General features: G+C 70.3%; 27 protein-coding genes. 9 read left to right on the top strand and 18 right to left on the bottom strand.

The features are described 5' to 3' along the window. Positions 1-13 precede the first annotated feature (13 nt). Positions 14-1,018, top strand: coding sequence for a DUF2293 domain-containing protein (locus BJ998_RS29385; protein ID WP_246488679.1), 1,005 nt, complete (start codon positions 14-16; stop codon positions 1,016-1,018). Here the strand turns inward: BJ998_RS29385 and BJ998_RS29380 are convergent. The 7 genes from BJ998_RS29380 to BJ998_RS29350 form a co-directional block, all read right to left on the bottom strand. After that, entirely contained in the window at positions 1,002-1,799 is a 798-nt protein-coding gene (locus BJ998_RS29380) for a helix-turn-helix domain-containing protein (RefSeq protein WP_184866589.1), read from the bottom strand. The genes BJ998_RS29385 and BJ998_RS29380 overlap by 17 nt on opposite strands. Positions 1,800-1,809: 10 nt before the next feature. Next, entirely contained in the window at positions 1,810-2,298 is a 489-nt protein-coding gene (locus BJ998_RS29375) for a GNAT family N-acetyltransferase (protein ID WP_184866588.1), read from the bottom strand. Next, positions 2,298-3,353: a nucleotide disphospho-sugar-binding domain-containing protein gene (locus BJ998_RS47740; RefSeq protein WP_376776012.1), complete on the bottom strand. Its 1,056-nt coding sequence runs from the start codon at positions 3,351-3,353 to the stop codon at positions 2,298-2,300. Before BJ998_RS47740 ends, BJ998_RS29375 begins: the two co-directional genes overlap by 1 nt. A 172-nt stretch (positions 3,354-3,525) precedes the next feature. Next, complete coding sequence (locus tag BJ998_RS29365; protein WP_184866586.1) at positions 3,526-4,389, bottom strand: ADP-ribosylglycohydrolase family protein; 864 nt, start codon at positions 4,387-4,389, stop codon at positions 3,526-3,528. Further along, complete coding sequence (locus tag BJ998_RS29360) at positions 4,386-4,598, bottom strand: hypothetical protein (protein WP_184866585.1); 213 nt, start codon at positions 4,596-4,598, stop codon at positions 4,386-4,388. The genes BJ998_RS29365 and BJ998_RS29360 overlap by 4 nt, the downstream gene beginning before the upstream one ends. 112 nt (positions 4,599-4,710) lie before the next feature. After that, complete coding sequence (locus BJ998_RS29355; RefSeq protein WP_184866584.1) at positions 4,711-5,442, bottom strand: SDR family oxidoreductase; 732 nt, start codon at positions 5,440-5,442, stop codon at positions 4,711-4,713. 34 nt (positions 5,443-5,476) lie between these two features. Then, positions 5,477-6,052, bottom strand: a complete 576-nt coding sequence (locus BJ998_RS29350; protein ID WP_184866583.1) for a TetR/AcrR family transcriptional regulator — start codon at positions 6,050-6,052, stop codon at positions 5,477-5,479. Between the two features lie 95 nt (positions 6,053-6,147). On the opposite strand from BJ998_RS29350, the gene BJ998_RS29345 reads away from it, so the two are divergent. The 4 genes from BJ998_RS29345 (at position 6,148) to BJ998_RS29330 (ending at position 9,312) form a co-directional block, all read left to right on the top strand. Next, complete coding sequence (locus BJ998_RS29345; protein ID WP_184866582.1) at positions 6,148-6,519, top strand: DUF4267 domain-containing protein; 372 nt, start codon at positions 6,148-6,150, stop codon at positions 6,517-6,519. Positions 6,520-6,527: 8 nt separating this feature from the next. Further along, a complete protein-coding gene (locus BJ998_RS29340) occupies positions 6,528-7,148 on the top strand; it encodes a GyrI-like domain-containing protein (protein ID WP_184866581.1) in 621 nt (206 codons plus the stop codon). 102 nt (positions 7,149-7,250) lie between these two features. Then, positions 7,251-8,228, top strand: a complete 978-nt coding sequence (locus tag BJ998_RS29335; RefSeq protein WP_184866580.1) for an aldo/keto reductase — start codon at positions 7,251-7,253, stop codon at positions 8,226-8,228. 91 nt (positions 8,229-8,319) lie between these two features. Then, positions 8,320-9,312: a glutathione S-transferase family protein gene (locus tag BJ998_RS29330; RefSeq protein ID WP_184866579.1), complete on the top strand. Its 993-nt coding sequence runs from the start codon at positions 8,320-8,322 to the stop codon at positions 9,310-9,312. Here the strand turns inward: BJ998_RS29330 and BJ998_RS29325 are convergent, their stop codons facing one another. Further along, positions 9,313-10,149 carry an aminoglycoside phosphotransferase family protein gene (locus BJ998_RS29325; protein WP_221338164.1) on the bottom strand — a complete coding sequence of 279 codons (837 nt, stop codon included), beginning with the start codon at positions 10,147-10,149 and terminating at the stop codon, positions 9,313-9,315. It abuts the gene before it with no gap. A gap of 430 nt (positions 10,150-10,579) precedes the next feature. On the opposite strand from BJ998_RS29325, the gene BJ998_RS29320 reads away from it, so the two are divergent. Continuing rightward, positions 10,580-10,717, top strand: coding sequence for a hypothetical protein (locus BJ998_RS29320; RefSeq protein ID WP_184866578.1), 138 nt, complete (start codon positions 10,580-10,582; stop codon positions 10,715-10,717). A gap of 345 nt (positions 10,718-11,062) precedes the next feature. On the opposite strand, the gene BJ998_RS29315 is transcribed toward BJ998_RS29320, so the two are convergent. From BJ998_RS29315 to BJ998_RS29300, 4 genes are all read right to left on the bottom strand, one after another. Further along, positions 11,063-11,221 carry a hypothetical protein gene (locus BJ998_RS29315; protein WP_184866577.1) on the bottom strand — a complete coding sequence of 53 codons (159 nt, stop codon included), beginning with the start codon at positions 11,219-11,221 and terminating at the stop codon, positions 11,063-11,065. Between the two features lie 171 nt (positions 11,222-11,392). Then, positions 11,393-14,206, bottom strand: a complete 2,814-nt coding sequence (locus BJ998_RS29310) for a vitamin B12-dependent ribonucleotide reductase (protein ID WP_184866576.1) — start codon at positions 14,204-14,206, stop codon at positions 11,393-11,395. Positions 14,207-14,248: 42 nt separating this feature from the next. Next, a complete protein-coding gene (gene nrdR / locus BJ998_RS29305; RefSeq protein WP_184866575.1) occupies positions 14,249-14,743 on the bottom strand; it encodes a transcriptional regulator NrdR in 495 nt (164 codons plus the stop codon). Positions 14,744-14,973: 230 nt separating this feature from the next. Next, positions 14,974-15,399 carry a LysM peptidoglycan-binding domain-containing protein gene (locus tag BJ998_RS29300; RefSeq protein WP_184866574.1) on the bottom strand — a complete coding sequence of 142 codons (426 nt, stop codon included), beginning with the start codon at positions 15,397-15,399 and terminating at the stop codon, positions 14,974-14,976. A gap of 204 nt (positions 15,400-15,603) precedes the next feature. Between BJ998_RS29300 and lexA the strand changes: the two genes are divergently transcribed. Then, positions 15,604-16,311 carry a transcriptional repressor LexA gene (gene lexA / locus BJ998_RS29295; RefSeq protein ID WP_184869024.1) on the top strand — a complete coding sequence of 236 codons (708 nt, stop codon included), beginning with the start codon at positions 15,604-15,606 and terminating at the stop codon, positions 16,309-16,311. A gap of 186 nt (positions 16,312-16,497) precedes the next feature. Here lexA and tatA read toward each other — a convergent pair whose 3' ends face one another. The 3 genes from tatA to BJ998_RS29280 form a co-directional block, all read right to left on the bottom strand. Beyond that, positions 16,498-16,779: a Sec-independent protein translocase subunit TatA gene (gene tatA / locus BJ998_RS29290; RefSeq protein WP_221338162.1), complete on the bottom strand. Its 282-nt coding sequence runs from the start codon at positions 16,777-16,779 to the stop codon at positions 16,498-16,500. Positions 16,780-16,846: 67 nt separating this feature from the next. Beyond that, on the bottom strand, positions 16,847-18,292 hold the full coding sequence (hflX, locus tag BJ998_RS29285) for a GTPase HflX (RefSeq protein ID WP_184866573.1): 1,446 nt from the start codon (positions 18,290-18,292) through the stop codon (positions 16,847-16,849). A gap of 43 nt (positions 18,293-18,335) precedes the next feature. Next, positions 18,336-18,851: an ArsR/SmtB family transcription factor gene (locus BJ998_RS29280; protein WP_184866572.1), complete on the bottom strand. Its 516-nt coding sequence runs from the start codon at positions 18,849-18,851 to the stop codon at positions 18,336-18,338. A gap of 54 nt (positions 18,852-18,905) precedes the next feature. Here BJ998_RS29280 and BJ998_RS29275 point away from each other — a divergent pair, with 54 nt between their 5' ends. Together BJ998_RS29275 and BJ998_RS29270 are read left to right on the top strand one after the other, a co-directional pair. Further along, a complete protein-coding gene (locus BJ998_RS29275) occupies positions 18,906-20,135 on the top strand; it encodes an MFS transporter (RefSeq protein WP_312890388.1) in 1,230 nt (409 codons plus the stop codon). A gap of 453 nt (positions 20,136-20,588) precedes the next feature. Continuing rightward, positions 20,589-21,185, top strand: a complete 597-nt coding sequence (locus BJ998_RS29270; RefSeq protein ID WP_184866571.1) for a lamin tail domain-containing protein — start codon at positions 20,589-20,591, stop codon at positions 21,183-21,185. 160 nt (positions 21,186-21,345) lie between these two features. Here BJ998_RS29270 and dapF read toward each other — a convergent pair whose 3' ends face one another. From dapF to BJ998_RS29255, 3 genes are read right to left on the bottom strand one after another with little or no spacing between them, the layout of a single operon-like run. Beyond that, complete coding sequence (gene dapF / locus BJ998_RS29265) at positions 21,346-22,188, bottom strand: diaminopimelate epimerase (RefSeq protein ID WP_184866570.1); 843 nt, start codon at positions 22,186-22,188, stop codon at positions 21,346-21,348. Further along, complete coding sequence (miaA, locus tag BJ998_RS29260) at positions 22,166-23,059, bottom strand: tRNA (adenosine(37)-N6)-dimethylallyltransferase MiaA (RefSeq protein ID WP_184869021.1); 894 nt, start codon at positions 23,057-23,059, stop codon at positions 22,166-22,168. The genes dapF and miaA overlap by 23 nt, the downstream gene beginning before the upstream one ends. Positions 23,060-23,061: 2 nt before the next feature. Beyond that, complete coding sequence (locus BJ998_RS29255) at positions 23,062-23,769, bottom strand: class III extradiol ring-cleavage dioxygenase family protein (RefSeq protein WP_184866569.1); 708 nt, start codon at positions 23,767-23,769, stop codon at positions 23,062-23,064. Positions 23,770-23,803: the final 34 nt, after the last annotated feature.

The following is a 23,803-nucleotide window of genomic DNA, read 5'->3' as shown; positions in this document are numbered from 1 at the left end:
TATGGTCAGTGCCATGCAGTTGAGCACGCGAGTGCGGACCATCGCGGAAACCCTGGTGAGCCGCCGCGGTCGGGTGTCGTTCCTGGAGGTCCTGGTCGAGCTCGGCTGGGTGCACCAGAAGAACGTGGACAGCTGGCGGCGCGGCGAGCTCGACCCGCTGTCCAAGGCCGTCTCCGTGGACGACGACAAGCTGCTGGAGGCGGCGGAGGTGTTCCGGCTGTGGGGCGGCAGTGGATTCAACCTGAACACCGCCCCGCACGTCTCGGCCACTCGCGACCGCCGCGCCCTGCGCTTCACCGCCGACCGCGACACCGAGTGGGTGCATCTGCGCTGCAGCAAGGCGGACGCACGCCCGGCCACCGATGAGAAGGTGCCGGACCTCGTCGTGCTGGAGGCGCGCGAGGAGTTCCGGTGCGAGGAGTGCGGCAGCCCCGACGAGTGGCTGATGATGGACGCCGGCGCCGCGATCTGCATGGGTTGCGCCGACCTGGACCACCTGGTGTTCCTCAAGGCCGGCAACGCGACGCTGAGCCGCCGCGCCCGCAAGGAGAGCGGCCTGGCGGCGATCGTCGTCCGGCCGGATCCGCGCCGCCGCAACCGGATCTGGCGGGTGGGCATCCTGGTCGAGCCGGCCGCGCTCGACCGCGCCGAGCAGCAGTGCCTCGACGACGAGGAGCTGCGCGCCCGGCGCCGGGTCAAGGACGCGGAGCGCCGCGAGCTGCTCGACGAGAAGTTCATGGGCCAGTTCGCGGTCGAGATCCGGCTGCTGTTCCCGAAGATCCCGGCCGAGCGGGCGGACGCCATCGCCCGGCACACGGCTCTGCGTGGCAGCGGCCGGGTCGGGCGGTCCGCGGCCGGGCGGGCGCTGGACGAGCGAGCGGTCCGGCACGCCGTCGTCGCCTCGGTACGACACGAGGACACCGACTACGACGCCCTGCTGATGAAGGGCGTGCCTCGTCAGGAGGCGCGGGACCGGATCTGGCAGCGCATCGACGAGGTGCTCACAAGCTGGTCATGAACTTCCGCGTGACGTCGTCGGCCGGGAAGAACGACTCGATCACCAGCTCGGCGACCGTCACGTCCAGCGGCGTGCCGAAGGTGGCGATCGTGCTGAAGAACGACAGTTCCACGTCGCAGCGCCGGATCCGCAGCGGCACGATCAGGTTGTTGGGGCCCGGCATCAGTTCGATGTCCGGCTCCTCGTCGTCGCACGGGTAGGACTTCAGCTCCCGGTACAACTCGGTCAGCTCCGGATCCGCGACGGCGTCCAGCTGCCGCCGCAGCTGACCGAGCAGGTGCGCCCGCCACTCCCCCAGGTTGGCGATCTGCGGCGCCATGCCCTCCGGGTGCAGCGCCAGCCGCAGCACGTTCGTCGAGGGACCGACCAGGTGCTCCGCCGCCCCGGCGGTCAGGAACGACGCGCTCGCGTTGGCGTCGAGCAGGTTCCAGTAGCGGTCCACCACCACCGCCGGGTACGGGTCGTGGCCGGTGAGGATCTGCCGGACCGCCGCCCGCACCGGCGCCAGCTCCGGCGAGTCGAGCGACGTCCTCGTGTAGACCGGCGCGTAGCCGGCCGACACCAGCAGCGTGTTCCGCTCCCGTAGCGGCACGTTCAGCCGGTCGGCCAGGTGCAGCACCATGTCCCGGCTCGGCGTCGACCGGCCCGTCTCCAGGAAGCTGAGGTGCCGGGTCGACACCTCAGCCTGGTTCGACAACTCCAGCTGGCTCAGCCGGCGGTGCTCCCGCCACTGCCGCAGCAGCTCCCCCACCGGCCGCTGCCTGATCTCCGCCGTCGTCATACCGGCGACGCTACCCACGCGAGGTCGCCCGGACCATTACCTTGGACGTAAGGGTCACGCGTTCCCCCAGGTCACGCAGCCACCGCTCGCCCTCGACGATGCGCCTGAGCTCCGGGCCGAACGCCGTCACCTCGGTGAAGCCGCGTTCCCGGTACCAGGGCTCGTTCCACGGGATGTGCCGGAACGTGGTGAGCGTGACCGCCCTGCCGGCGGCGCGCCCGAAGACGGCCGCCAGCAGGTCGGTGCCCAGGCCGCGGCGCCCGTGATCCGGGTGCACGGCCAGTTGGTGCAGGTGCAGGCCGTCGTCGACGTCGCCGACGTGGGCGAAGCCGACCGCCGGCCGGCCGACGACGAACACGTCCGCCGGGTCGGCGACCCGGTCGATGTCCGGGCTCGGCGGGAACACGATCCCGTACGCGCCGAACAGCTGGTCGGCCGCGTCCTCGACGGCCACGAGACCGGCCAGCTCGCCGGCCTCGGCCACCCGCACCTGTGTCACTAACCCTCCACCTGGGACTCCACGATGTCGGCGGCTCGCCGGACTCCGCCGCTGGCAACGATTTCCTGCTGGATCCGCTTGAGGTTGGCGGCGATCTCGCTGTCGGTCGCGACCTCGTGCAGCGCTTGGCGAAGCCGGTCAACCGTGACCTCGTCGCGCGGAATGTGCCGCCCCAGGCCGAGTTCCTCGATCCGCGGACCGGTGAGCAGCTGGTCGACGGCCTGCGGCACCGCGATCAGCGGTACGCCCTGCGCCAGCGCCTCCATGACGCCGCCCATGCCGGCGTGCGTGATGAAGGCGCTCGCCCGCGTCAGGATCGACGCCTGCGGAACCCATTGCCGGACAACGAAGTTCGCCGGCAGCGGCCCCAGATCGGCCGGTTCGACGAACCGCCCGACGGCCATCTCCACGTGCCAGCCGTTGTCCGCGAACGCGGCCAGGCAGGCGCGGAAGAAGTCCGGCCGGTCCGTGTAGGACGAGCCGAGGGAGATCAGCAGCACCGGCCGGTCGTCCGGCGCCGGCCACGGCTCCGGCGACCCCATCGGGCCGACGAAGGTGAAGGCGCCGTCCACGGCCGGGGCGTCGAACTGGAACGACCGCGGCATCGCCACCAGGCACGGCCGCGGCGTCAGCAACGCCGGCGGAATCCCGTACGCGGCAACGAATGCCGGGAAGTCGTCGGCATCGCTGCCGGGAATCGCGATGTAGCTGGCCGACAGCTGCACCACCGGGATGCCCCAGCGGTCGGCCAGCACCGGCCCCTGGAACGCGCCGATGTCACACACGATCACGTCCGGCCGGTCGTCGGCGTACAACGCCTCGATCTGCGGCGTGACGGCGTTGAACTCGTCGACGAACATGCGCGTGCCGGCCTCGCCGTCCTCGGGCATGCGCTCCGGGAACGTCGTGGTGTGCAGCAGCGCCGTCGCTCCGGCGTTCTCGACGAGGTCGGCGAACTTGTCGGTGGTCGCGTAGCTGACCCGGTGCCCGCGCGCGACCAGTTCGGTCACCAGCGGCAGGCCGGGGTTGATGTGGCCGTGCTCGGGCACGGCCATGAACGAGATGTGCACGGCAGAACTCCTGCTGAGTCGAAGACGAGTGGGTACGCGAGGTCCACTCGACACTCAGTGGTACAGGGGCAGCTGCACGAAGCGCATGACCCGAAGCTAACAGCTCCCGAGCCGACGGCGCCAACGATTATCGGCGGCCCGACGCCGGCGCTCTCGTTCAGGACACCCAGGACGGCAGCGGTTCCCGCGCGGCGAGCCAGTCCTCGGGCACGTCGGCGACGAGCGAGACGATGCCGCCGACGATCGCGCTGGTGGTGTCGATGTCGCCGCCCACCTCGACACACGTCAACACGGCCTGCCGGTAGTCGTCGACATGTGTCGCCGCCGCCCACAGCGTGAACGGCACCGTGTCCTGGGCCAGCACCCGCGAGCCGTTGCCGAGCTCGAACGCCACCTCCGCCGCCGACCGGCCCAGCAGCTGCTTGGCCCGCTCCACGCGGCGGCGGACCTCGCTGTCCGGCAGGCGGCCCAGCACGAAGTCGAACAGCCCCTCCGCCGTCGGCGGCGAGGACTTGAGCCGGCAACCACCCGTGTAGGCGGCGGCCAGCGCGACGGCGACGCCGCCCGCCACGCCCTCCGGGTGCAGGTGCGTCACCTGGCATGCCCGCGTGGCCTGCTCCACGACCCGGTCCGGGTCGTCGGCGTAGAAGGCGCCGAGCGGCGCGATGCGCATCGCGCCGCCGTTGCCGCAGGAGCCGGTGCCGCCGAACGCGGCGCCGGCCGCCGTCTGCCACGGCACGCCGTCGCGGATCCGGTGCAGGATCACCACCGCACCGGGGCCGTAGCCCCGGTAGGGCTCGCACCGGTCCGCGAACAGGCCCGCCAGCTCGTCCTGGTCGATCTCCCCGCGATCCCGCAGTTCGGTGAACACCGAGCAGGCCATCTCGGTGTCGTCCGTCCACTCCCAGGGTCCCGCCGGGATACGCGGCAGGGCGTTGCCGGGAACGAAGTACTGCGCGCCGAGGGCGTCCCCGACCGACAGGCCGGCCAGGGCGTCACGGGCGAGGTCGAGCCGGGTCATCCCCCGCTGCGACGGTTGGAGTACTGGCGCTGGTGGCCGGTGCTCGCCGTCTTGATGTGCGGGTTGTAGGCCACGCCGTTGGTCTTGTTGGCGGCCTTGCCCTTGTGCCGGCGCTCCGCGCGGTTGGGGCGGACGGTGGACTCGTCGCCCACCGCGGTGGACTCCGGGGCCTGATCGGCCGGGTTCTGGTCGGCATGCTGCTCGGGCATGAGTGTCCTCCTGAGGGTTCGTCACGTACCTGGGGATGAAGTCGCACGAAGGCGCGCTCAGAGGATCATGCCGATGACGGTACCAGCCGAAACCGCTCCGGGCACGTGCTTTTTATCCGGCCAGGAACTCCTCGAAGGTGCGGCGGCCGACGGCGTGGTCGGGGGCCAGGTGGTGGCCCTCCCGATAGCCACGGGCGATGGCGCCCGGCACCGGGACCGACAGCAGCGGCCGGCGCTTGCCCGTGAGCATCAGGTAGGTGCGGGCCAGCTGCCGCACGTCCAGGATCTGCGGCCCGCCCATGTCCGCCACCCGGCCGGCCGGCGCGCCGAGGGCCAGCCCGGTCAGCCGGTCGGCGACATCGGTCGCGTCGATCGGCTGGAATCGGAAGCCCGCCGGCAGCGGCATCACCGGCAGCCGGGCGGCCAGGCCCAGGATCTGCGCGACGAGTTCGTGGAACTGGGTCGTGCGCAGAATCGTCCACGGCAGTCCGGATTCCGCGATCTCCCGCTCCACCGCCAGCTTCGCCCGGTAGTACGGCATCGGCACCCGCTCGACGCCCACGATCGAGATGTAGACCAGGTGCGGCCCGCCGGCCCGCTTCGCCGCCTCGATCAGGTTCCGGGTCGCCACGATGTCCCCGCGCCCGTTCGTCGTCGCGCAGTGCACGATCGCCCGGGCTCCCTCGATGGCCTGATCGATGTTCGTCCCTTTGCGCAGGTCGACCGAGACCGTCGTGTTGCGGCGGCTGATCGACTGCACCTCGCAGCCCCGGTCGGCCAGCCGCTCGACCACCACCTGTCCGAGCCGGCCGGTGCCGCCCGTGACGACGATCTTGCTTCTCATGCCGGCAGCCCCCTGCCCCACGCCACTACGCCCGTCATGCCAGCAACCGGGTGATGAGCAGGTCGATCCGGGCGTCGTGGTGGCCATCGGAGAGCCGGCCGGCGCGGGTCAGCGTGGCCAGGCCGTGCAGGGCGGCCCAGGCGACCTCGGTGAAGGTGCCGACCTCGGCCGGGTCCTCGACCAGCGTGTCGAAGGTGGCCGCCAACTGGGCGAACGCCTCGCGCAGCGCCGGCGGCGAGTCGGGCTGGGCGAAGCGCAGGCCGACGTCGAGAGTGAACATCGCCTCGTAGAGCGCGGGGTTGGCCGCGGCGAAGTCGAGGTAGGCGACGGCGACGGCCCGCAGCAGGTCGTAGCGCTCGACGTGCTTGCGCCGCGCCGTCTTGATGGCCGCCGACAGTTCGACGATGCCCTGTTCGGCGACGGCGGTGACGATGGCGTCCTTGTTGGCGAAGTGGCTGTACAGCACCGGCTGGCTGTACTCGATCCGCTCCGACAGCCGACGCGTGGTCACCGCGTCCCAGCCCTCGGCCTCGGCCAGCTCCCGAGCCGTCCGGACGATCAGTTCCTGCCGTTTCGCGCGGTCCCGCTCGCGCCGCTGCTGCACGGTCACGCTCGAAATTCTAGCACCGCTAGCTTTCCGAGCGCAGCTACTGCTAGCGTCGCTACGAAAGCTAGCAGCGCTAGATTCCCGAGGGGTGGCAGCAGATGTACACAGCGACAGTGATCCTGGCGGTGGTGCTCGGCGTGGCGGTGGTCGTGATGGGGGCGTTCTTCCTGATCGCGCCGACGGCCACCGCCAAGGGCTTCGGCCTGCCCGAGTGGCCGGACGGAGTCCTGGCCGCGTGGCTGAACGTCAAGGGCATCCGGGACCTGGCCACGGGCCTGGCGACGCTGGTGATGCTGGCCGCCTCCGGTCCGCACGCCATGGGCTGGTTCATGCTCGTCGCCGCCGTCATCCCCGTCGGCGACGCGATCATCGTCCTGCGCTGGGGCGGCTCCAAGGTCCTCGCCTGGGCCATGCACGGCGGCACGGCCGCCGTCGTCATCGCCCTCGCCGTCGCCCTGCTGGCTGGTTGACTCCCGCCATGGCCAAGACCGACTTCAAGAAGACGCTCGACTCCTACCAGGCTCGCCGGCACGAGTTCCGGGTCGTCGAGGTCCCGCCGATGCAGTACCTCATGATCGACGGACGCGGCGATCCCAACTCCTCACCCGAGTTCGCCGATGCCGTCAGCGCTCTCTATCCCGTCGCGTACAAGCTCAAGTTCGCCAGCAAACAGGATCTCGGCCGGGACTACGTCGTCATGCCCCTGGAGGGCCTGTGGTGGTCCCCCGACATGGCCGCCTTCACCACCGCCCGCGACAAGTCCCGCTGGGACTGGACACTCTTGATGATGGTGCCCGACTGGATCACCACCACCATGTTCGACGCCGCCGTCGCCAAGGCCTCCGCCGGCGACCGCCCCGCGCGCCTGGACGACGTCCGTCTCGAGGCCCTCGCCGAAGGCCCCTGCGTCCAGACCCTCCACATCGGATCCTTCGACGACGAGGCCGAGGTCCTCGCCGCCATGCACGACGACTTCATCCCGGCCCACGGCCTGACCATGGGCGGCAAGCACCACGAGATCTACCTCAGCGACTTCCGCAAGGTCGAGCCGGGCAAGCGCCGCACCATCCTCCGGCAGCCCGTCGTAACGGCATGCTGACCGGTTTTCCCGGCCCGGACGGCGCGTATCCCTTGCGGCACAGTGATCGCGGTGACCCGCGACCACCGCGCGCGGCCACCCCGGAGGAGTAGCGTCCAGGGCATGGAATACGTTCGGTTGGGCCGGAGCGGGCTGACGATCTCCAAGATCGTGCTGGGCTGCATGAGCTTCGGCGAGCCCGCCCGCGGCACCCATCAGTGGTCATTCGGCATCGACGAGTCCCGGCCGTACTTCAGGCAGGCGGTCGAGTCCGGAATCACCTGCTACGACACCGCCAACGTCTACTCCCTCGGGGCCAGCGAGGAGATCACCGGCCAGCTGCTGCGGGAGTTCGCGAAACGGGACGAGGTGGTCATCGCCACCAAGGTGATGGGCACGATGGGCCCCGGCCCGAAGGGCGGCGGCCTGTCCCGGGCGGCGATCCTCACCCAGGTCGACGAGAGCCTGCGCCGGCTCGGCACCGACTACATCGACCTGTACCAGATCCACCGGCGCGACCCGAACGTGCCGGTCGAGGAGACCATGGAGGCGCTGCACGACGTGGTCAAGGCCGGCAAGGCCCGCTACATCGGCGCGTCCTCGATGTGGACCTGGCAGTTCGCGCAGATGCAGCACGTGGCCGACCTGCACGGCTGGACCCGGTTCGTGTCCATGCAGAACCAGTACAACCTGCTCCAGCGCGAGGAGGAGCGGGAGATGCTGCCGTACTGCCTCGACCAGGGCATCGGCGTCATCCCGTGGAGTCCGCTCGCGCGGGGCCGGCTGACCCGCGATCCCGGCGAGGAGACCACCCGCAGCGGCACCGACGCGTTCAGCAAGGTCCTCTACGACAAGACCGCCGACTCCGACAAGGGGATCATCGACGCGGTCGCCGCCGTCGCGACCGAGCGTGGCGTCAGCCGGGCCCAGGTGGCGCTGGCGTGGCTGCTGCACCAGCCCGCCGTCACCGCGCCGATCGTCGGCACGACCAAGCCGCACCACCTCACCGACGCGGTCGCCGCCGCCGACCTGAAGCTCGGCGCCGACGAGCTGCAGCGGCTGGAGGAGCACTACACGCCCCGTCCCGCCTCGGGCTTCTGACCCGCGCCCGCCCGGAATGCCGGTCCCCGGACCCGGCCTTCCGAGCGGGCACAGCCGGGCGGGCCGCCCGCGCCGGGCCGATACTGGAGTCATGTCGGAGTACAGCCGCGATTCGCGGTACATCACCACCCGGATCACCGCCGACGGCCGGGACGGCTACCCCGTCGAACCGGGCCGCTACCGACTCGTGGTCGCCCGGGCCTGTCCGTGGGCCAACCGGATGATCATCGTGCGGCGGCTGCTCGGCCTGGAGGACGTGCTGTCCATGGGCGTCTGCGGGCCGGTGCACGACGAGCGCAGCTGGACGTTCGACCTCGACCCGGGCGGCAAGGACCCGGTGCTGGGCATCGAACGGCTGCAGGAGGCGTACTTCAAGCGGGTCCCCGGCTACGAGCTCGGCATCACCGTGCCGGCCATCGTGGAGATCGCCACCGGCGAGGTCGTCACCAACGACTTCGCGCAGATGACCATCGACCTGTCGCTGGAGTGGACCGCCCACCACCGCGAGGGCGCGCCCGCGCTGTATCCCGAGCACCTGCGGGCCGAGATCGACGAGGTCAACGACGTCGTCTTCCGGGACGTCAACAACGGCGTGTACCGGGCCGGGTTCGCCAGCGACCAGGACTCGTACGAGAAGGCGTACCGGCGGCTGTTCGACCGGCTCGACTGGCTCAGCGACCGGCTCGCCGGGCAGCGCTACCTCGTCGGCGACACCATCACCGAGGCCGACGTGCGGCTGTTCACCACGCTGGCCCGGTTCGACGCCGTGTACCACGGGCACTTCAAGTGCAACCGCAGCAAGCTCAACGAGATGCCGGTGCTGTGGGCCTACGCCCGGGACCTGTTCCAGACGCCCGGTTTCGGCGACACCATCGACTTCGTGCAGATCAAGCAGCACTACTACGAGGTGCACCGCGACATCAACCCCACCGGCATCGTGCCCGTCGGCCCCGACCTGCGGAACTGGCTCACCCCGCACGGGCGGGAGGAACTCGGTGGCCGGCCGTTCGGGGACGGCACGCCGCCCGGGCCGCCGCCGGCCGCCGAGACCGTGCCCGCCGACAACGGTCCCGTCGCCGCCTGATCAGCCGACCGCCGAACGCAGGCAGTTGACCGGGTCGGTGGCGTGGTACGGCCGCTCGGACGGCTCGATGCCGGCGAGGAACGCGTCGTAGACGGCGGCGCCGCGCAGCGCGCCGAGCGGGCGCTCGAGTTCGAGCGCCCGCTCCGGCTCGCAGCCGGGAATCCGGTTGCGCCACAACGAACTCCAGCGCCGCCTCAGCTCCGGCGCGTTCCGTACGTCCAGCGCCGGATGCCCGATGACGCTGTCGGTCCAGTCGAGGATCACCCGCCGGACGCCGTCGGATCGGACGTTGCCGGGGTGGAAGTCGCCGTGCACCAGGCTGTCCGGGATGCCGCAGTCGGCGAGCGCCGCGAACCGCTCCGGCAGGCCCGCCACCAGCTTCCCCAGCTTGTCCCGTTCCTCCGACGTCAACTGATCGGCATACGCTTCCGCAGCCGCCGAAACCCGCTCGATGAACGGCTTCGCCCGCCAGTCCGGCACCCCGAGCGCCAGCAGCTCGTCAACGTGGTCGGCGGCCATCTCCTGGATCGTGAACAGATCCTCAACCATGCCAACGACTTCGGCCGGCTGCGCCTCGTAGCGATCGGTCCCGGGCACGTCGGCGAGCAGCATCCGCCCTCCCTCCGCCCGGAGCAGCCCCGGCACCAGATCCGGTACCCGCTTTCCCAGCCACTCCAGCACAATCGGCTCTTGGCGGAGGAACGGCGGCACTTCCTTCAGCCACGCCCCGTCCAGCCGCCACACCGACGACAGGTTCCAGGTTCTTTGCTGCACGCCGGTTTTCGTCCCCGCCCACCGCAGCGACGCCTTCGGGCCGCCGGGCTCCGCCCACGTCATCCGCAACGGGTGCGGCTCAAGCCACCTGTCGTCCAGCGGCCCCAGTTCGAGCGGCGGCCCGTCGTACTCCGCCAGGTAGGTGACCGCTCCCCCCGTGCGGCGCGGCGTTTTCCGCCGCCGCCAACCTCAGCACCGTCACCTCGATGCCGAACTCGGCCCGGGCCCCCGCGACCACCGGCGCGACTTCCTGCCACCACTGGGGTTCCACCTCGTACGGCCGCGTCGTCCCCAGCGGCCTGCCGTCCGGATCCACCAACGCCAACGTGACCGTACGCCCCACCAGTTGCCCCCCGTCGCTCAGACTCCGATTCTCACATCTCGGACAACCGGTTATCCGCCTCACCAGGCGTCATGGACCGCACAAGACGGACTGGACAAGGCGATCGTGCCGACCCGTCCGACGACCGAAGCCAGTCATCCCTTGACGTCCATGACTGGCTTCATGACCTGGACCTCGCACGCGGACAGCCTGCACCTGGCCCCATGGATCCGCACCTATCAACGCCGCGGCATGACCATCCTCGCCCTGGCGCCTCGATCGATGGTCGTCGCGGGAAACGTTGCGTAGTAGGGAAAGTCGACCAGCATGACGTTCCCACAGACCGGCCGCTGCGTCGTCCTCCGGCGGTCTGGACCTGGCAGTGATCGACCGCGACCGAGAGACGAAGGCGTCTACCTGAAGAACAACCTCTGGATGCAGCACTGCTGACGACGGTGCCGGCGGGAAACCTTACCCACGCCACATCGGTGCATGACATCAGTGAGTCCCACAGCGACTGGCAGGCGTGGGGCCAATCACACGATTGGTCGACATTGCCGCACAGCAGGCATGCGCTGATGCCTCTAGAGTGCAAGAGCCCGGGACGGGGATGCCGTTTACATCCCCGTCCCGGGCCGCCTATCTCACCATCAGTTAGTGCTCCTTGCGGACACCCTTGAACGGCTTGTCGCTACCGTCCATGAACTGGCCGGTGCCGGTGTCACGCTTCATCCAGTCGCCATTGGGTGTCTGCACTTGCGAACGCCCCTTGACAGCCCCCTTGCGGTAGCCGTCTCCAGTGTTCTTCGCCACGTCTCTTTCACCTCCTCCCATCTCAGTAGGAACATCCCCGTCACGCCACAACGGCGTGGCGGTAGCTCGTGGTTCCGGTCAGGGAGCCAGCTCCTGCTGGCTCCCTGACCGGAAAGCACCGCTACTGGGGCAGTGCTCAATGTCGTGTATCAGGTGCAGCAAATCCTGTGCTCAGCTGCAGCCGGAGGTGCTGCCGCAGCCCTCGCAGACGTAGCACGAGCCGGCGGGGCGCATCTTGGTGCCGCAGGTCATGCACAGCGGGGCGTCGGCGGCCTTGCCGAGGGTGAGCTCGACCAGCTCGGTGGAGCTGTGGGCCTCACCGACGGGCTTGGACGCCGGCTCGACCTTGGTGGTCGGGGCCTCGACGCCGACCTGCAGGGCCTCCAGGTCGACCTGGCCGTAGTCGGCGCTGACCTGGGCGGTGCGCTCCTCGGCGGTGAAGATGCCGAGCTCGGCCCGCTTCTCGTACGGCAGGTAGTCCAGCGCCAGCCGACGGAACAGGTAGTCGACGACGCTGGTGGCGATCCGCACGTCGGGGTCGTCGGTCATGCCGTTGGGCTCGAACCGCTGGTTCTGGAACTTGGAGACGTAGAACTCCAGCGGAATGCCGTACTGCAGGCCGACGGAGATGGACATGGAGAAGGCGTCCATGACACCGGCGAGGGTGGAGCCCTGCTTGCCGAGCTTGATGAAGATCTCGCCGAGGCCGTCGTCGGGGTAGGAGCCGGCGTGCAGGTAGCCCTCGGCGCCGCCGACAGTGAACGACACGGTCTGCGACGGGCGCTTCTTGGGCAGGCGCTTGCGCACGGGGCGGTACTCGATGACGGTCTCCGAGGTCTTGGCCTCGGCAGTGGAGGAACCGCCTTTGCCGGCGGACAGCGGCTGCCCGACCTTGCAGTTGTCGCGGTAGATGGCCAGCGCCTTCAGACCCAGCTTCCAGCCCTGGAAGTAGATCTCCTGCACGTCCTCGACGGTCGCCGACTCGGGCATGTTGACGGTCTTGGAGATGGCGCCGGAGATGAACGGCTGCACGGCGGCCATCATCCGCACGTGCCCCATGGGCGCGATGGACCGCTCGCCCATGGCGCAGTCGAACACCTCGTAGTGCTCGGGCCGCAGGCCGGGGGCGTCGATGACGTGGCCGTGCTCGGAGATGAACTCGACGATGGCCTCGATCTGCTCCTGCTGGTAGCCCAGGGCCTTCAGGGCACGCGGCACGGTCTGGTTGACGATCTGCATGGAGCCGCCGCCGACCAGCTTCTTGAACTTGACCAGCGCCAGGTCGGGCTCGATGCCGGTGGTGTCGCAGTCCATCATCAGGCCGATGGTGCCGGTGGGCGCGAGCACGCTGGCCTGCGCGTTGCGCCAGCCGTTGCGGGCGCCGACCTCGAGGCCCCGCTGCCACTCGGCGGTGGCCAGCTTCTGCACGGAGGCGTCGTTCGAGTGGTACGTGCGGATCAGGTCGTTGGCGGCGGCGTGCTTGCGCATCACCCGCTGGTGCGCCTCGGCGTTCTGCTTGTACCCGTCGTACGCGCCGACGACGCCGGCGAGCTCGGCGGAGCGCCGGTAGGCGGTGCCGGTCATCAGCGAGGTGATGGCCGCGGCCAGCGCCCGGCCGCCGTCGGAGTCGTACGCGTGGCCGGTGGCCATCAGCAGCGCGCCCAGGTTGGCGTAGCCGATGCCCAGCTGGCGGAACTTGCGCGTGGTGTCGGCGATCGGGTCGGTCGGGAAGTCCGCGAAGCAGATGGAGATGTCCATCGCGGTGATGACCAGCTCGACGGCCTTGGCGAACAGCGGCGCGTCGAAGGTGCCGTCCTCGCGCAGGAACTTCATCAGGTTCAGCGACGCCAGGTTGCAGCTGGAGTTGTCCAGGTGCATGTACTCGCTGCACGGGTTGGAGGCGGTGATCCGGCCCGACTCGGGGCAGGTGTGCCAGTCGTTGATGGTGCCGTCGTACTGGATGCCGGGGTCGGCGCACGCCCACGCGGCCTGCGACAGCTTGCCGAACAGCGACTTGGCGTCGACGTGCTCGATGACCTCGCCGGTCTGCCGGGCGCGCAGCCCGAACTGGCCGCCGGCCTCGACGGCGTGCATGAACTCGTCGGAGACGCGCACCGAGTTGTTGGCGTTCTGGTACTGCACGGACACGATGTCCTTGCCGCCCAGGTCCATGTCGAACCCGGCGTCGCGCAGCGCGCGGACCTTGTCCTCCTCGCGCATCTTGGTCTCGATGAACTCCTCGACGTCGGGGTGGTCGACGTCGAGCACGACCATCTTGGCCGCCCGGCGGGTGGCGCCGCCGGACTTGATGGTGCCGGCGGAGGCGTCGGCGCCGCGCATGAACGACACCGGGCCGGAGGCGGTGCCGCCGGAGGACAGCAGCTCCTTGGAGGACCGGATGCGGGACAGGTTCAGGCCGGCGCCCGAGCCGCCCTTGAAGATCAGCCCCTCCTCCCGGTACCAGTTGAGGATCGACTCCATGGTGTCGTCGACGGCCAGGATGAAGCAGGCGCTGACCTGCTGCGGCGACGCGGTGCCGACGTTGAACCAGACCGGCGAGTTGAAGCTGAACACCTGGTGCAGCAGCATCCAGGTGAGCTCGTGCTCGAAGATCTCGGCGGCCTTGTCGTCGGCGAAGTAGCCATGCTCGACGCCGGCCTTCACGTAGCGGTGCACGACCCGGTCGATGAGCTGGCGCAGGCTGCGCTCGCGCACGTCGGTGCCCACTGCGCCGCGGAAGTACTTGCTGGTGACGATGTTCGTCGCGTTGACCGACCAGAAGTCGGGGAACTCGACGCCGCGCTGCTCGAAGTTGACCGAGCCGTCGCGCCAGTTCGTCATGACGACGTCGCGGTGCTCCCAGGTCACCTCGTCGTAGGGATGCACGCCCTCGGTCGTGTAGACCCGCTGCACGTTCAGCCCTGTCTTGCCGACGGCCTTCGTCATGACCGTTCCCTCTCGTTCCGTTTTCGTGCGCGTCAACATGGCCGTCCCGAGCACGGGACGGCGAAACCTGCGTCTGTTCATCTACTCGGTCGCTGGCTCCTGACCAGGGGAAATCTGCCCAGAGGCAACTTCTTCGGCGCGCTTGAGCTCGGCGATCTCCTTCTCGAAGTCCTCGACCGAGGAGAACGAGCGGTAGACGCTGGCGAAGCGCAGGTAGGCGACCCCGTCCAGGTCACGCAGCGGGCCGAGAATGGCCAGCCCGACCTCGTGACTGGGGATCTCGGCGCAGCCGGTGGAGCGGATCGACTCCTCGACCCGCTGCGCGAGCTGTTGCAGGGCGTCCTCGTCCACGGGCCGGCCCTGGCACGCCCGGCGGACACCGGTGACGACCTTGTCCCGGCTGAACGGCTCGGTGACCCCCGACCGCTTGACCACGGCCAGCACCGCCTCCTCGACGGTGGTGAACCGGCGGCTGCACTGGGAGCAGGAGCGGCGGCGGCGGATCGCCTGGCCCTCCTCGACCTCCCGGGAGTCGACCACCCGGGAGTCCGGGTGCCGACAGAACGGGCATCGCACGGCGCCAACTCCTCCCCGACCTGCAACGGCTGAAGTCATCCACAGGTTGGGGGCGGTTACCCACAATCTGTGGACAGCGTCAGCGCTGCGACCCACTAGATGTAGGGGTAGAAGGTATGCCTACGGGGGCCGCTGCGCAAACCGCGACACGCCGTGTGACCGCGTCGTGAGAGAGATCTTGCGCCGAATGTCACTCGGGCACTCGGGTGAAACAACGATCGGGTGATGTGCTAGGCGGGGACCTGCAGCGGCTGGCCGGCGTGCAGCGTGCGGTCGCCGAGGTTGTTGAGCGTGACGATGCGGTCGACGACCTCGTCCACGGGGCTGTTCGGGGCGACGCGGTGGGCCAGTTCGGGCAGGGTCTCGCCGGCCTGCGCCTGCACGGTGGCGACGCCCGTCGGCACGGGCTGCGAACCGGTCGAGGACAAGCCGTTCACGGCGGCGAGGCCGAGACAGGCCACGAAGGTCAGCACGCCGACCAGGACCAGCTGCAGGCCGCCGGACATCCGCTTCGGGCCGCAGGCGGCCGCGGCGGCGACGCCGGGAGCGGTGACCGGGCGGGGGCGGCCGGGAGGGCGGCGGAAGTCGCCCGCGCCGGTGCGCAGCACCCGGGTGCGACGGGTGCCGGGCCTGATCAGCAGCTCCTGGGTCGCCATGACGCCTCCCATGATCGAACAGGCGTTCTATCGAACGTCCGTGCGAAGATGTACCACACCGAGCCCGCCGGGTCGAGAGTTCGACGGCGTGTCCTTCGAACAGGTGTTTGATCGAATCGGCGCGGCGGGCTACCGTTGGACCCTGAAGATCACTGGGCATGGGGCGCCGCCAGGGAGGTCGGCGTCGAGGAGGAGGGCAGCGTGATGGCACGCAAGGGCGCCGAGGGCGACGTAGGGGGACCCGTGGCCGAGGTCGAGGTGTTCGACGAGGCGGAGGACTCGCCGTCCCAGGACCCGCGGCTGACCCCGCGTCAGCGCAAGGTGCTGCGCGTGATCCAGGAGTCGGTCGAGCGCCGCGGCTACCCGCCGAGCATCCGCGAGATCGGCGACGCGGTCGGCCTGACCTCGACCTCGTCGGTGTCGCACCAGCTGAAGATGCTGCAGCGCAAGGGCTACCTGCACCGCGACGCCAACCGGCCGCGCGCCGTCGGCATGCTCGGCGGCGAGGCGGCCGTGGCCACGCCCGCTCCCGCGACGCAGCCCGTGTACGTGCCGCTGGTCGGCCGGATCGCCGCCGGCGGGCCGATCCTGGCCGAGCAGTCCTTCGAGGACGTGTTCCCGCTGCCGAAGGAGATCGTCGGCGAGGGCTCGCTGTTCCTGCTCAAGGTGGTCGGCGACTCGATGGTCGACGCCGCCATCACCGACGGCGACTGGGTGGCCGTGCGCCAGCAGCCGACCGCGGAGAACGGCGACGTGGTGGCCGCGATGATCGACGGCGAGGCCACCGTGAAGACGTTCAAGCGGCGTGACGACCACGTGTGGCTGATGCCGCACAACGAGGCCTACCAGCCCATTCTCGGCGACGAGGCCGAGATCCTGGGCAAGGTGGTCGCGGTGCTCCGCCGCCTCTGACTGTGTCTTTGCCGCGCGTGCCGCGTCTTTGCCGCGCGTGCCGCGCGGGGCTCGGCCGCTCGTGACCGGTGCCTTCCCTGGCACCGGCGCGGCCGAGCGACCCCAGGGTCACGTGCACCGGTGGCTCACACGACAAAAGGGACCCCTCCCGAAGAACCGGGAAGGGTCCCTTGTCGTTCCGGTCCGTCAGCTGGTGCTGGACTGCTGAACGGGGGTGGTCGCGGTCGGCTGGACGGCCGGGGCCGGAGCGGCCTGCGGCAGCTCGGCCGACGCCGCCGGCGCCTGCGGTGCGGGGGTCTCGGCCGGCTTCGGCTCGCCGTCGATGCCCGCCTTCATCTCGGCCTTGAAGATGCGCAGCGACTGTCCGATGCCGCGAGCCGCGTCAGGCAGCTTCCTCGCGCCGAAGAGCAGCACGAACACCAGTGCCACGATCGCGATGTGCCAGGGGCCGAACTCGCCCAAGCCCATAGCCGTTCCTCCTCACCGCATGAACCTCGTCCCCCCTACAGTAACCGCCGGGGCACACCGTTGGAACTCAGGCGGGCGTCCCGTTCACCGCGAACGCCTCGAGTGCGCCCGCGAGGTCACCACGGACCCGAGCCTTGAGCGCCGTGCCCTCCGGGGTGTGGTCCTCGGCGAGCACCTCGCCCTCCGAGTGCACGCGGGCCACCAGCTCGCCCCTGGTGTACGGCACCATGACCTCGACGAGCAGGTTGGGCGCGGGCAGCCGGCCGGCGACCTCCTCCCGCAGCGCGGCGATGCCGTCACCGGTGCGGGCCGAGACGAACATCGCCCCCGGCAGCAGGTTGCGCAGCCGGGCCAGCGCGACCTCGTCGGCGGCGTCGGTCTTGTTGACCACCACCAACTCGGCCGGCATCGACCGGTTGAGCTTGCCGCCGATCTCGCCGAGCACCTCGCGCACGGCGCTGACCTGCCACTCCGGCCGCGGGTCGGAGCCGTCGACCACGTGCAGCAGCAGGTCGGCGTCGGCGGCCTCCTCCAGGGTGGAGCGGAACGCCTCGACGATCTGGTGCGGCAGGTGCCGGACGAAGCCGACCGTGTCGGTCAGGGTGTAGGGCAGCCCGTCCGGGGTCTGCGACCGCCGGGTGGTCGGGTCCAGGGTGGCGAACAGGGCGTCCTCCACCAGCACGCCGGCCTGCGTGATGGCGTTGAGCAGGCTGGACTTGCCGGCGTTGGTGTAGCCGACGATCGCCACGTTGGGCACGTCGTTGGCCACCCGCCGGCCGCGCTTGGTCTCCCGCACCACGCTCATCGCCGCGATCTCCTTGCGGAGCTTGGCGACGCGCTTGTGGATGCGGCGGCGGTCGGTCTCGAGCTTGGTCTCACCGGGACCGCGCAGACCCACACCGCCGGTCGCGCCGCCGGCGCGGCCGCCGGCCTGCCGGGACATCGCCGAACCCCAACCACGCAGGCGCGGCAGCAGGTACTGCAGCTGGGCCAGCTCCACCTGCGCCTTGCCCTCCTTGGACTGGGCGTGCTGGGCGAAGATGTCCAGGATCAGGGCGGTCCGGTCGACCACCTTGACCTTGAGCCGGTCCTCCAGGTTGCGCAGCTGGCCGGACGAGAGCTCACCGTCGCAGATGACCGTGTCGGCACCGGTGGCGACGACCACGTCCCGCACCTCGCGCACCTTGCCCGAGCCGACGTAGGTGGCCGGGTCGGGGCGGTCGCGCCGCTGTATCAGTCCCTCGAGCACCTGTGAGCCCGCCGTCTCGGCGAGTCGGGCCAGTTCGGCCAGTGAGGCCTCGGAGTCTGCGGCGCTGCCCTCGGTCCACACCCCGACGAGCACGACCCGCTCCAGCCGGAGCCGTCGGTACTCGACCTCGGTGATGTCCTCGAGTTCGGTGGACAGCCCCACAATGCGGCGCAGCGCCGCGCGGTCGGCGAGTTCCAGTTCGCCTGTCGACAGCAGCTCGTCGTCGGCCGCGTCGTCAGGATCGAATGCGTAGGTTTCCGTCATCTTGACATCTAGTGTCCCACGTGCTGTCCACTCCGTTACCCGATCAGGCGCTGCGGTAGCTGGCGAGGAAGATCGCCAGGCGCTCCGCGGACGGGTCGTAGGGCAGGTCGACGTAGTCGGCGAGCACCGCGTGCAGCCGGTTGAGCAGCTCCTCGGTCTGCTCGGCCGGCAGCTGGAACACCACCCGGGTCAGGTCGGCCGCGCCGACGCCGAGATCGGCGACCTCGCCCAGAAAGGCACCCAGCGCGGCTTCGCTGACCGCCGCCCGCTCCTCGTTCTCGTCGAAGCTGAGGGTGATCGACAGCTGTGTGCCCAGGTACGGCTTCTCCCGTGAGCCGCGGGTGCCGCGGCGGGGCGGCTGCTCGACCAGGAAGCCCGTGTCCACGAGTTTGCGCACGTGGTGCAGGGTCGTCGCCGGGTCCTTGCCCAGCGCCGCCGCGAGTTCCTTGTTGGTCATCGCCCGGCCCTGGGTGAGTCGGATGATGCGCAGGCGCACGTCCGAGGCGAGCGCCGCCGCCTCGGCCCTGGTCGCAGCACGCTTCTTGACGGCGAGGGGCACCCGCCCAGAATAACTGATTGACAGTTTCCAATCACTTGGGTGAGGCTGTCGCGCATGTCCCTGCGGCAGCACCGTGACTTCCGCCAGTTGTGGGCCGGCGACACCCTCAGCCAGTTCGGCGCCGCCATCGGCCAGTTCGCCCTCCCCGCGCTCGCCGTCACCCAGCTCGCCGCCACGCCCTTCGAGGTCGGCGCCCTGTCGGCCGCCGAGACCGCCGCCTTCCTGCTGGTCGGCCTGCCCGCCGGCGTCTGGGTCGACCGGTTGCGGCGAAGACCCCTCATGCTGCGCGCCGACCTCGGCCGATTCGTTCTGTTGGCGACCATTCCCGTCGCCTGGTGGCTGCACGTGCTGACCATCGCCCAGCTGATCGTCGTCGCGCTGCTGGTCGGGCTGCTCACCGTCTTCTTCGACGTCGCGTACCAGTCCTACCTGCCGTCGCTGGTCGGACGCGAACACATCGTCGAGGGCAACGCCAAGCTCCAGGCCAGCCAGTCCGCCGCCTTCGTCTCCGGTCCCGCCCTCGCCGGCGTGCTCGTGCAGGCCATCGGCGCCGCCACCTCCGTGCTCGCCACTGCTTTCGGCTTCCTCTCCTCGGCCCTTTTCCTGCTGCGGATCCGCGCCGTCGAGCCGTCGCCCGTACGGACCGAGCGGCGGGGCATGCGGTCCGAGATCGCCGAGGGACTCCGGTTCGTGCTGCACCAGCCGACGCTGCGTGCCATCACCTTCTGCACCGGGACGTCCAACCTGTTCAACAGCATCTCCGGCGCCGCCATGCTGCTGTTCCTCATCCGCCAGCTCGGGGTCGACACCGGCATCGCCGGCCTGCTCATGACCGCAGGCGGCGTCGGCGGCGTCATCGGCAGCCTCACCGCCACCTGGTGGACCCGGACGTTCGGGCAGGCCCGCACCATCTGGCTCAGCCTGGTCGTCCTGTGCCCGTTCGTGCTGCTCATGCCGCTGGCGGAGCCCGGCTGGGCGCTGTCGCTGTTCGCCGTGGCCAACCTCGCCTTCAGTGCCGCGGCCGTCATCTACAACGTGGCCCAGGTCAGCTACCGGCAGGCCATCTGCCCGGACCACCTGCTCGGCCGGATGAACGCCTCCGTGCGGTTCCTCGTCTGGGGCACCATGCCCATCGGCGGCCTCATCGGCGGCGGCCTGGCCACCTGGCTCACGCCTCGCGGCGCCCTCTGGGTCGGCGTCATCGGCGAGGCCCTCGCCGTGCTGTGGGTGCTCGCCTCCCCGTTGCGCACCATGCGCGACCTCCCGACCTCGCAGGCCGTCTGACCTGCGCGGGCGCCCGTGCGGGTTCCGCTGCCCTAGCACACAGCGGAACCCGCACGTGGCTCGTCGTCGCCGGCTCTCGAAGCCTCGACTCCGCTCCGCCGACTCCCGTGGGCGTCCCTGAAGTGATATCGGCGGTTTTCACGAGCCGATCATATTCGACATCGGCACGCCCGAATACGGCCACGAGGCGACACACCACGTTCGCCGGGGCCAAATAGTTGGCCTCTTTGCCGAGCGTCTTCCCATCGGCAGGCTTTGCGACAGGGTGTACCGGGTTTCGCGCGCAACCACGCCACTGAAGCGCAGAAAGAAAACCGACCGAAGGCTCTACGGCAGAAGCGCATCGTTCGGGAGGGTCATTCGCGGCGGCGATCGTCGCCACAACCGGATTGCTCACACCTTTCCCGGCACAACGAGGCGCTTCACCACCATTCCGAGAAGGAGGCAACACCGATGAGGCGTTCTCTCACGGCCTTCATCACGGCGGGCATCGCGGCCCTCTCGCTGGTCACCGGGGCCGCGTCCGCGTCCGCAGCCCCGCAGGAGACACCGAAGGCGCAACCGTCCTTCACCGTCGTGATCGACCAGTTCGCCACCCGCGGCCCCGGCGGCCAGGCCGACCAGTACATCCAGCTCAAGAACACCAGCCAGGCGGTGCAGGACCTGAGCAACTTCACGGTCGCGGCCGCGCCCAACTCGTTCTCGATCATCCCCCTGGTGACGATCCCGCAGGGCACGATTCTGCAACCGAACGAGGTCTACCTGATCGCCAACGTGCGGGGCTGGACCGGCCCGCCCCCCAACCAGTTCTACAGCAACACCACCCTGCCCGACCTGGTGGGCGTCGGCCTGCTGGCCCCGTCCAACACCGTGATCGACTCGGCGGCCACCATCTCGAACTCGCCCTTCGTGCAGGGAGCCCCGGCTCCGCCGCTGACCACCAACCAGCCGCTCGCGCTCGTGCGGGTCACCAACACCGGCAACAACGCGGTCGACTTCCAGGTCCAGAACCGGACCCCGGGCCTGCCCGGCCCGGACCCGCTCATCTGACGTGCCCACCGACCGCTGACCGGATGACGACCGGGCAACTCGCCGGTCGAACACCAGTGGTCACCGACAACGACGGGGTCTGCCGGGACATCGAGTCCCGGCGGGCCCCGTCGCCGTCGTCGGGCCGGTGCAGGAGCCGCACGCGCCCGTCAGAAACTGGTCAGTGCGAGGACCACCAGGCGTCGCCGAGTTCGCCGCGGGCGACCAGGACGGCCGGGCCGGTGAGGGTGCTTTCGCCGTCGCCGATGGTGACGGTGACCTGGCCACCGGGGATGGCGACCGTGGCCGAGCCGGTGGCGAGGCCGGAGAGGTGGAGATGTGCGGCGACGGCGGCGACGGTGCCGGTGCCGCAGGAGCGGGTCTCGCCGACGCCACGCTCGTGGACACGCATCGCCAAAGCCCCAGGAGCGAGGCGGTTGACGAACTCGACGTTGACGCCGTGCGGGAAGAACGACTGGTCGCGGCCGGGGGCCACCGAAAGATCCAACGAAGCGACGGGGACGTCGGTGACGCAGACCAGGTGCGGATTGCCGACGTCGACGGCGACGCCGGGGAAGGAGACGCCGCCGAGGGTGGCCACCGAATCGCCGGTGATGCGGGCGGGGCCCATCTGCACGGTGACGGAGCCGTCGGGGTGAACGACAACGGGACGGTCGCCGGCACGGGTGCCGATGACGAACTCACCGGGGGAAGCGAGGCCGGCGTCGACGAGATAGGCGGCGAAAACCCGAACGCCGTTGCCGCACATCTCGGCGATGGAGCCGTCGGCGTTGCGGTAGTCCATGAACCAACCGTCGCCGGCGCCGAGGAAGACCTTGTTGGGCACGACGCGGAGCACGCCGTCGGCGCCGAGCCCGCGGCGGCGGTCGCACAGCGCCTGAACGCGGCTCTCGGTCAGCTCCAGCGTGCCGTCGGGATCGGGCAGCACGACGAAGTCGTTCTCGGTGCCATGTCCCTTGACGAACTCGATACCCACCCGTTCAGAGTATCGCGCCGACGGCATCGGCCAGGTCGGGCCGGGCGCCGTCGAACCAGGTGATGCGCTGGTCACGCCGGAACCACGAGCGCTGCCTCCGCACGAAGCGACGGGTGGCGCGGGCGGTCTCCTCGGCGGCCGTGTCGACGTCGCAGGAGCCGTCGAGGTGGGCGAGCACCTGCTGGTAGCCGAGGGCCCGGGAGGCGGTTTTGCCGTCACGGAGGCCGACGGCCTCAAGGGCGCGAACCTCGTCGACGAGACCGGCATCGAACATGACCTGCACGCGCAGGTCGACGCGGGCGTCCAACTCGGCCACGTCACGGTCGATGCCGATCTGCACGGTCCCGTACCGGGCCTCGCCGCGCTTGGGCATGGTCGCGGAGAACGGCCGGCCGGTGAGCTCGATGACTTCCAGGGCGCGCACCACTCGCCTGCCGTTCGACGACAGGATCGCTGCCGCCGCTACGGGATCCAGCGTTGCTAGACGGGAGTGCAGCGCTACCGGACCTAGTGCCGCCAGCTCGGCTTCGAGGCGGGAGCGGACGGCCGGGTCGGTGCCGGGGAACTCCAGCTCGTCGAGCACGGCCTGCACGTACAGCCCGGAGCCGCCGACGAGCACGGGCGTCACCCCGTCGGCGATGAGCCGCTCCATCAACTCCCGCGTCTGCCGCTGGTACGCGGCGACGGACGCCGTCTCGGTCACGTCGAGCACGTCCAGCATGTGGTGCGGCACGCCCCGCCGCTCGGCGACGGACAGCTTGGCGGTCCCGATGTCCATGCCCCGGTACAGCTGCATGGCGTCGGCGTTGATCACCTCGCCGCCGAACCGCCGGGCCAGCTCCACGCCGAGATCGGACTTGCCGGCGGCGGTCGGCCCGACCACCGCGATGGCCCGCACGGTCACGCCGGCTCCCAGCACGCCACGTGGTACCCGACGCCGAACGGGGCGTCCGAGTACAGCAGCTCGGCCCGCCACGACCGACCGGCGGCCGCCCCGGCGAGCGCCTGCCACGCCGCCCGGCCCGACACGTTCAGCTCGGCGGCCAACTCCACGTCGAGACCGAGCAGGGCGTCCAGGTCGGCGGTCGCCAGCGCCTCACGGACGCCCAGGTCGTAGCCGACGGATCGCTCGTCGGGGTGGCCGGAGGGCCCGGGGTGCCGGCTCGACCCGTCCCCCAGCACGAGCAGGCCGACCGGCCGGTCCTGCCGGGCCAGTCGTTCACCCACTCGCTTGCTGTCGTTCACCGAACCCACAGGATCGATCGTCTGCACGACCACTCGCGCCGCCCCGGCCTGCTCCCGCAGCCAGCCGGCGGCCAGCACGGGCAGCGGCAGTCCCGGATCGACGTCGTCCGCACCGGCGCCCTCGGCCAGCGAAACGATCTTGTCGACGCCGTAGCCGCGAAAGGTGCCGACGGCGTCCGCGCTGGTCAGACCGTGGAAATGGGGATCGCCGGCGATCGCCAGCCAGTCCCGGCTGAGCGCCGCGAGCCGCTTGCCGGCGGCCACACAGGCGCGTCTGACCGCCTCCGTCTCGGCCACCGCGCCGGCCACCAGTTCGGGTACCAGCAGGGGCGGATGGGGCACCACGGCAACGCCTACGATCACGATACGGCACGCTACCTGCCGACTCGGAGTACCA

The organism is Kutzneria kofuensis, assembly GCF_014203355.1.
Classification (GTDB): Bacteria; Actinomycetota; Actinomycetes; order Mycobacteriales; family Pseudonocardiaceae; genus Kutzneria; species Kutzneria kofuensis.
The sequence above is the reverse complement of the archived record's forward strand: the minus strand, read 5'-3'. Positions and strand labels throughout refer to the sequence as shown.

Coding starts and splice junctions, on each gene's coding strand:
- BJ998_RS29385 (WP_246488679.1), top strand. CDS start 14: ATGCAGTTGAGCACGCGAGTGCGGACCATCGCGGAAACCCTGGTGAGC.
- BJ998_RS29380 (WP_184866589.1), bottom strand. CDS start 1,799: ATGACGACGGCGGAGATCAGGCAGCGGCCGGTGGGGGAGCTGCTGCGG.
- BJ998_RS47740 (WP_376776012.1), bottom strand. CDS start 3,353: ATGGCCGTGCCCGAGCACGGCCACATCAACCCCGGCCTGCCGCTGGTG.
- BJ998_RS29365 (WP_184866586.1), bottom strand. CDS start 4,389: ATGACCCGGCTCGACCTCGCCCGTGACGCCCTGGCCGGCCTGTCGGTC.
- BJ998_RS29360 (WP_184866585.1), bottom strand. CDS start 4,598: ATGCCCGAGCAGCATGCCGACCAGAACCCGGCCGATCAGGCCCCGGAG.
- BJ998_RS29355 (WP_184866584.1), bottom strand. CDS start 5,442: ATGAGAAGCAAGATCGTCGTCACGGGCGGCACCGGCCGGCTCGGACAG.
- BJ998_RS29345 (WP_184866582.1), top strand. CDS start 6,148: ATGTACACAGCGACAGTGATCCTGGCGGTGGTGCTCGGCGTGGCGGTG.
- BJ998_RS29340 (WP_184866581.1), top strand. CDS start 6,528: ATGGCCAAGACCGACTTCAAGAAGACGCTCGACTCCTACCAGGCTCGC.
- BJ998_RS29335 (WP_184866580.1), top strand. CDS start 7,251: ATGGAATACGTTCGGTTGGGCCGGAGCGGGCTGACGATCTCCAAGATC.
- BJ998_RS29330 (WP_184866579.1), top strand. CDS start 8,320: ATGTCGGAGTACAGCCGCGATTCGCGGTACATCACCACCCGGATCACC.
- BJ998_RS29325 (WP_221338164.1), bottom strand. CDS start 10,149: ATGACGTGGGCGGAGCCCGGCGGCCCGAAGGCGTCGCTGCGGTGGGCG.
- BJ998_RS29320 (WP_184866578.1), top strand. CDS start 10,580: ATGACTGGCTTCATGACCTGGACCTCGCACGCGGACAGCCTGCACCTG.
- BJ998_RS29310 (WP_184866576.1), bottom strand. CDS start 14,206: ATGTTGACGCGCACGAAAACGGAACGAGAGGGAACGGTCATGACGAAG.
- BJ998_RS29300 (WP_184866574.1), bottom strand. CDS start 15,399: ATGGCGACCCAGGAGCTGCTGATCAGGCCCGGCACCCGTCGCACCCGG.
- lexA (WP_184869024.1), top strand. CDS start 15,604: ATGGCACGCAAGGGCGCCGAGGGCGACGTAGGGGGACCCGTGGCCGAG.
- tatA (WP_221338162.1), bottom strand. CDS start 16,779: ATGGGCTTGGGCGAGTTCGGCCCCTGGCACATCGCGATCGTGGCACTG.
- hflX (WP_184866573.1), bottom strand. CDS start 18,292: ATGACGGAAACCTACGCATTCGATCCTGACGACGCGGCCGACGACGAG.
- BJ998_RS29275 (WP_312890388.1), top strand. CDS start 18,906: ATGTCCCTGCGGCAGCACCGTGACTTCCGCCAGTTGTGGGCCGGCGAC.
- BJ998_RS29270 (WP_184866571.1), top strand. CDS start 20,589: ATGAGGCGTTCTCTCACGGCCTTCATCACGGCGGGCATCGCGGCCCTC.
- dapF (WP_184866570.1), bottom strand. CDS start 22,188: ATGCCGTCGGCGCGATACTCTGAACGGGTGGGTATCGAGTTCGTCAAG.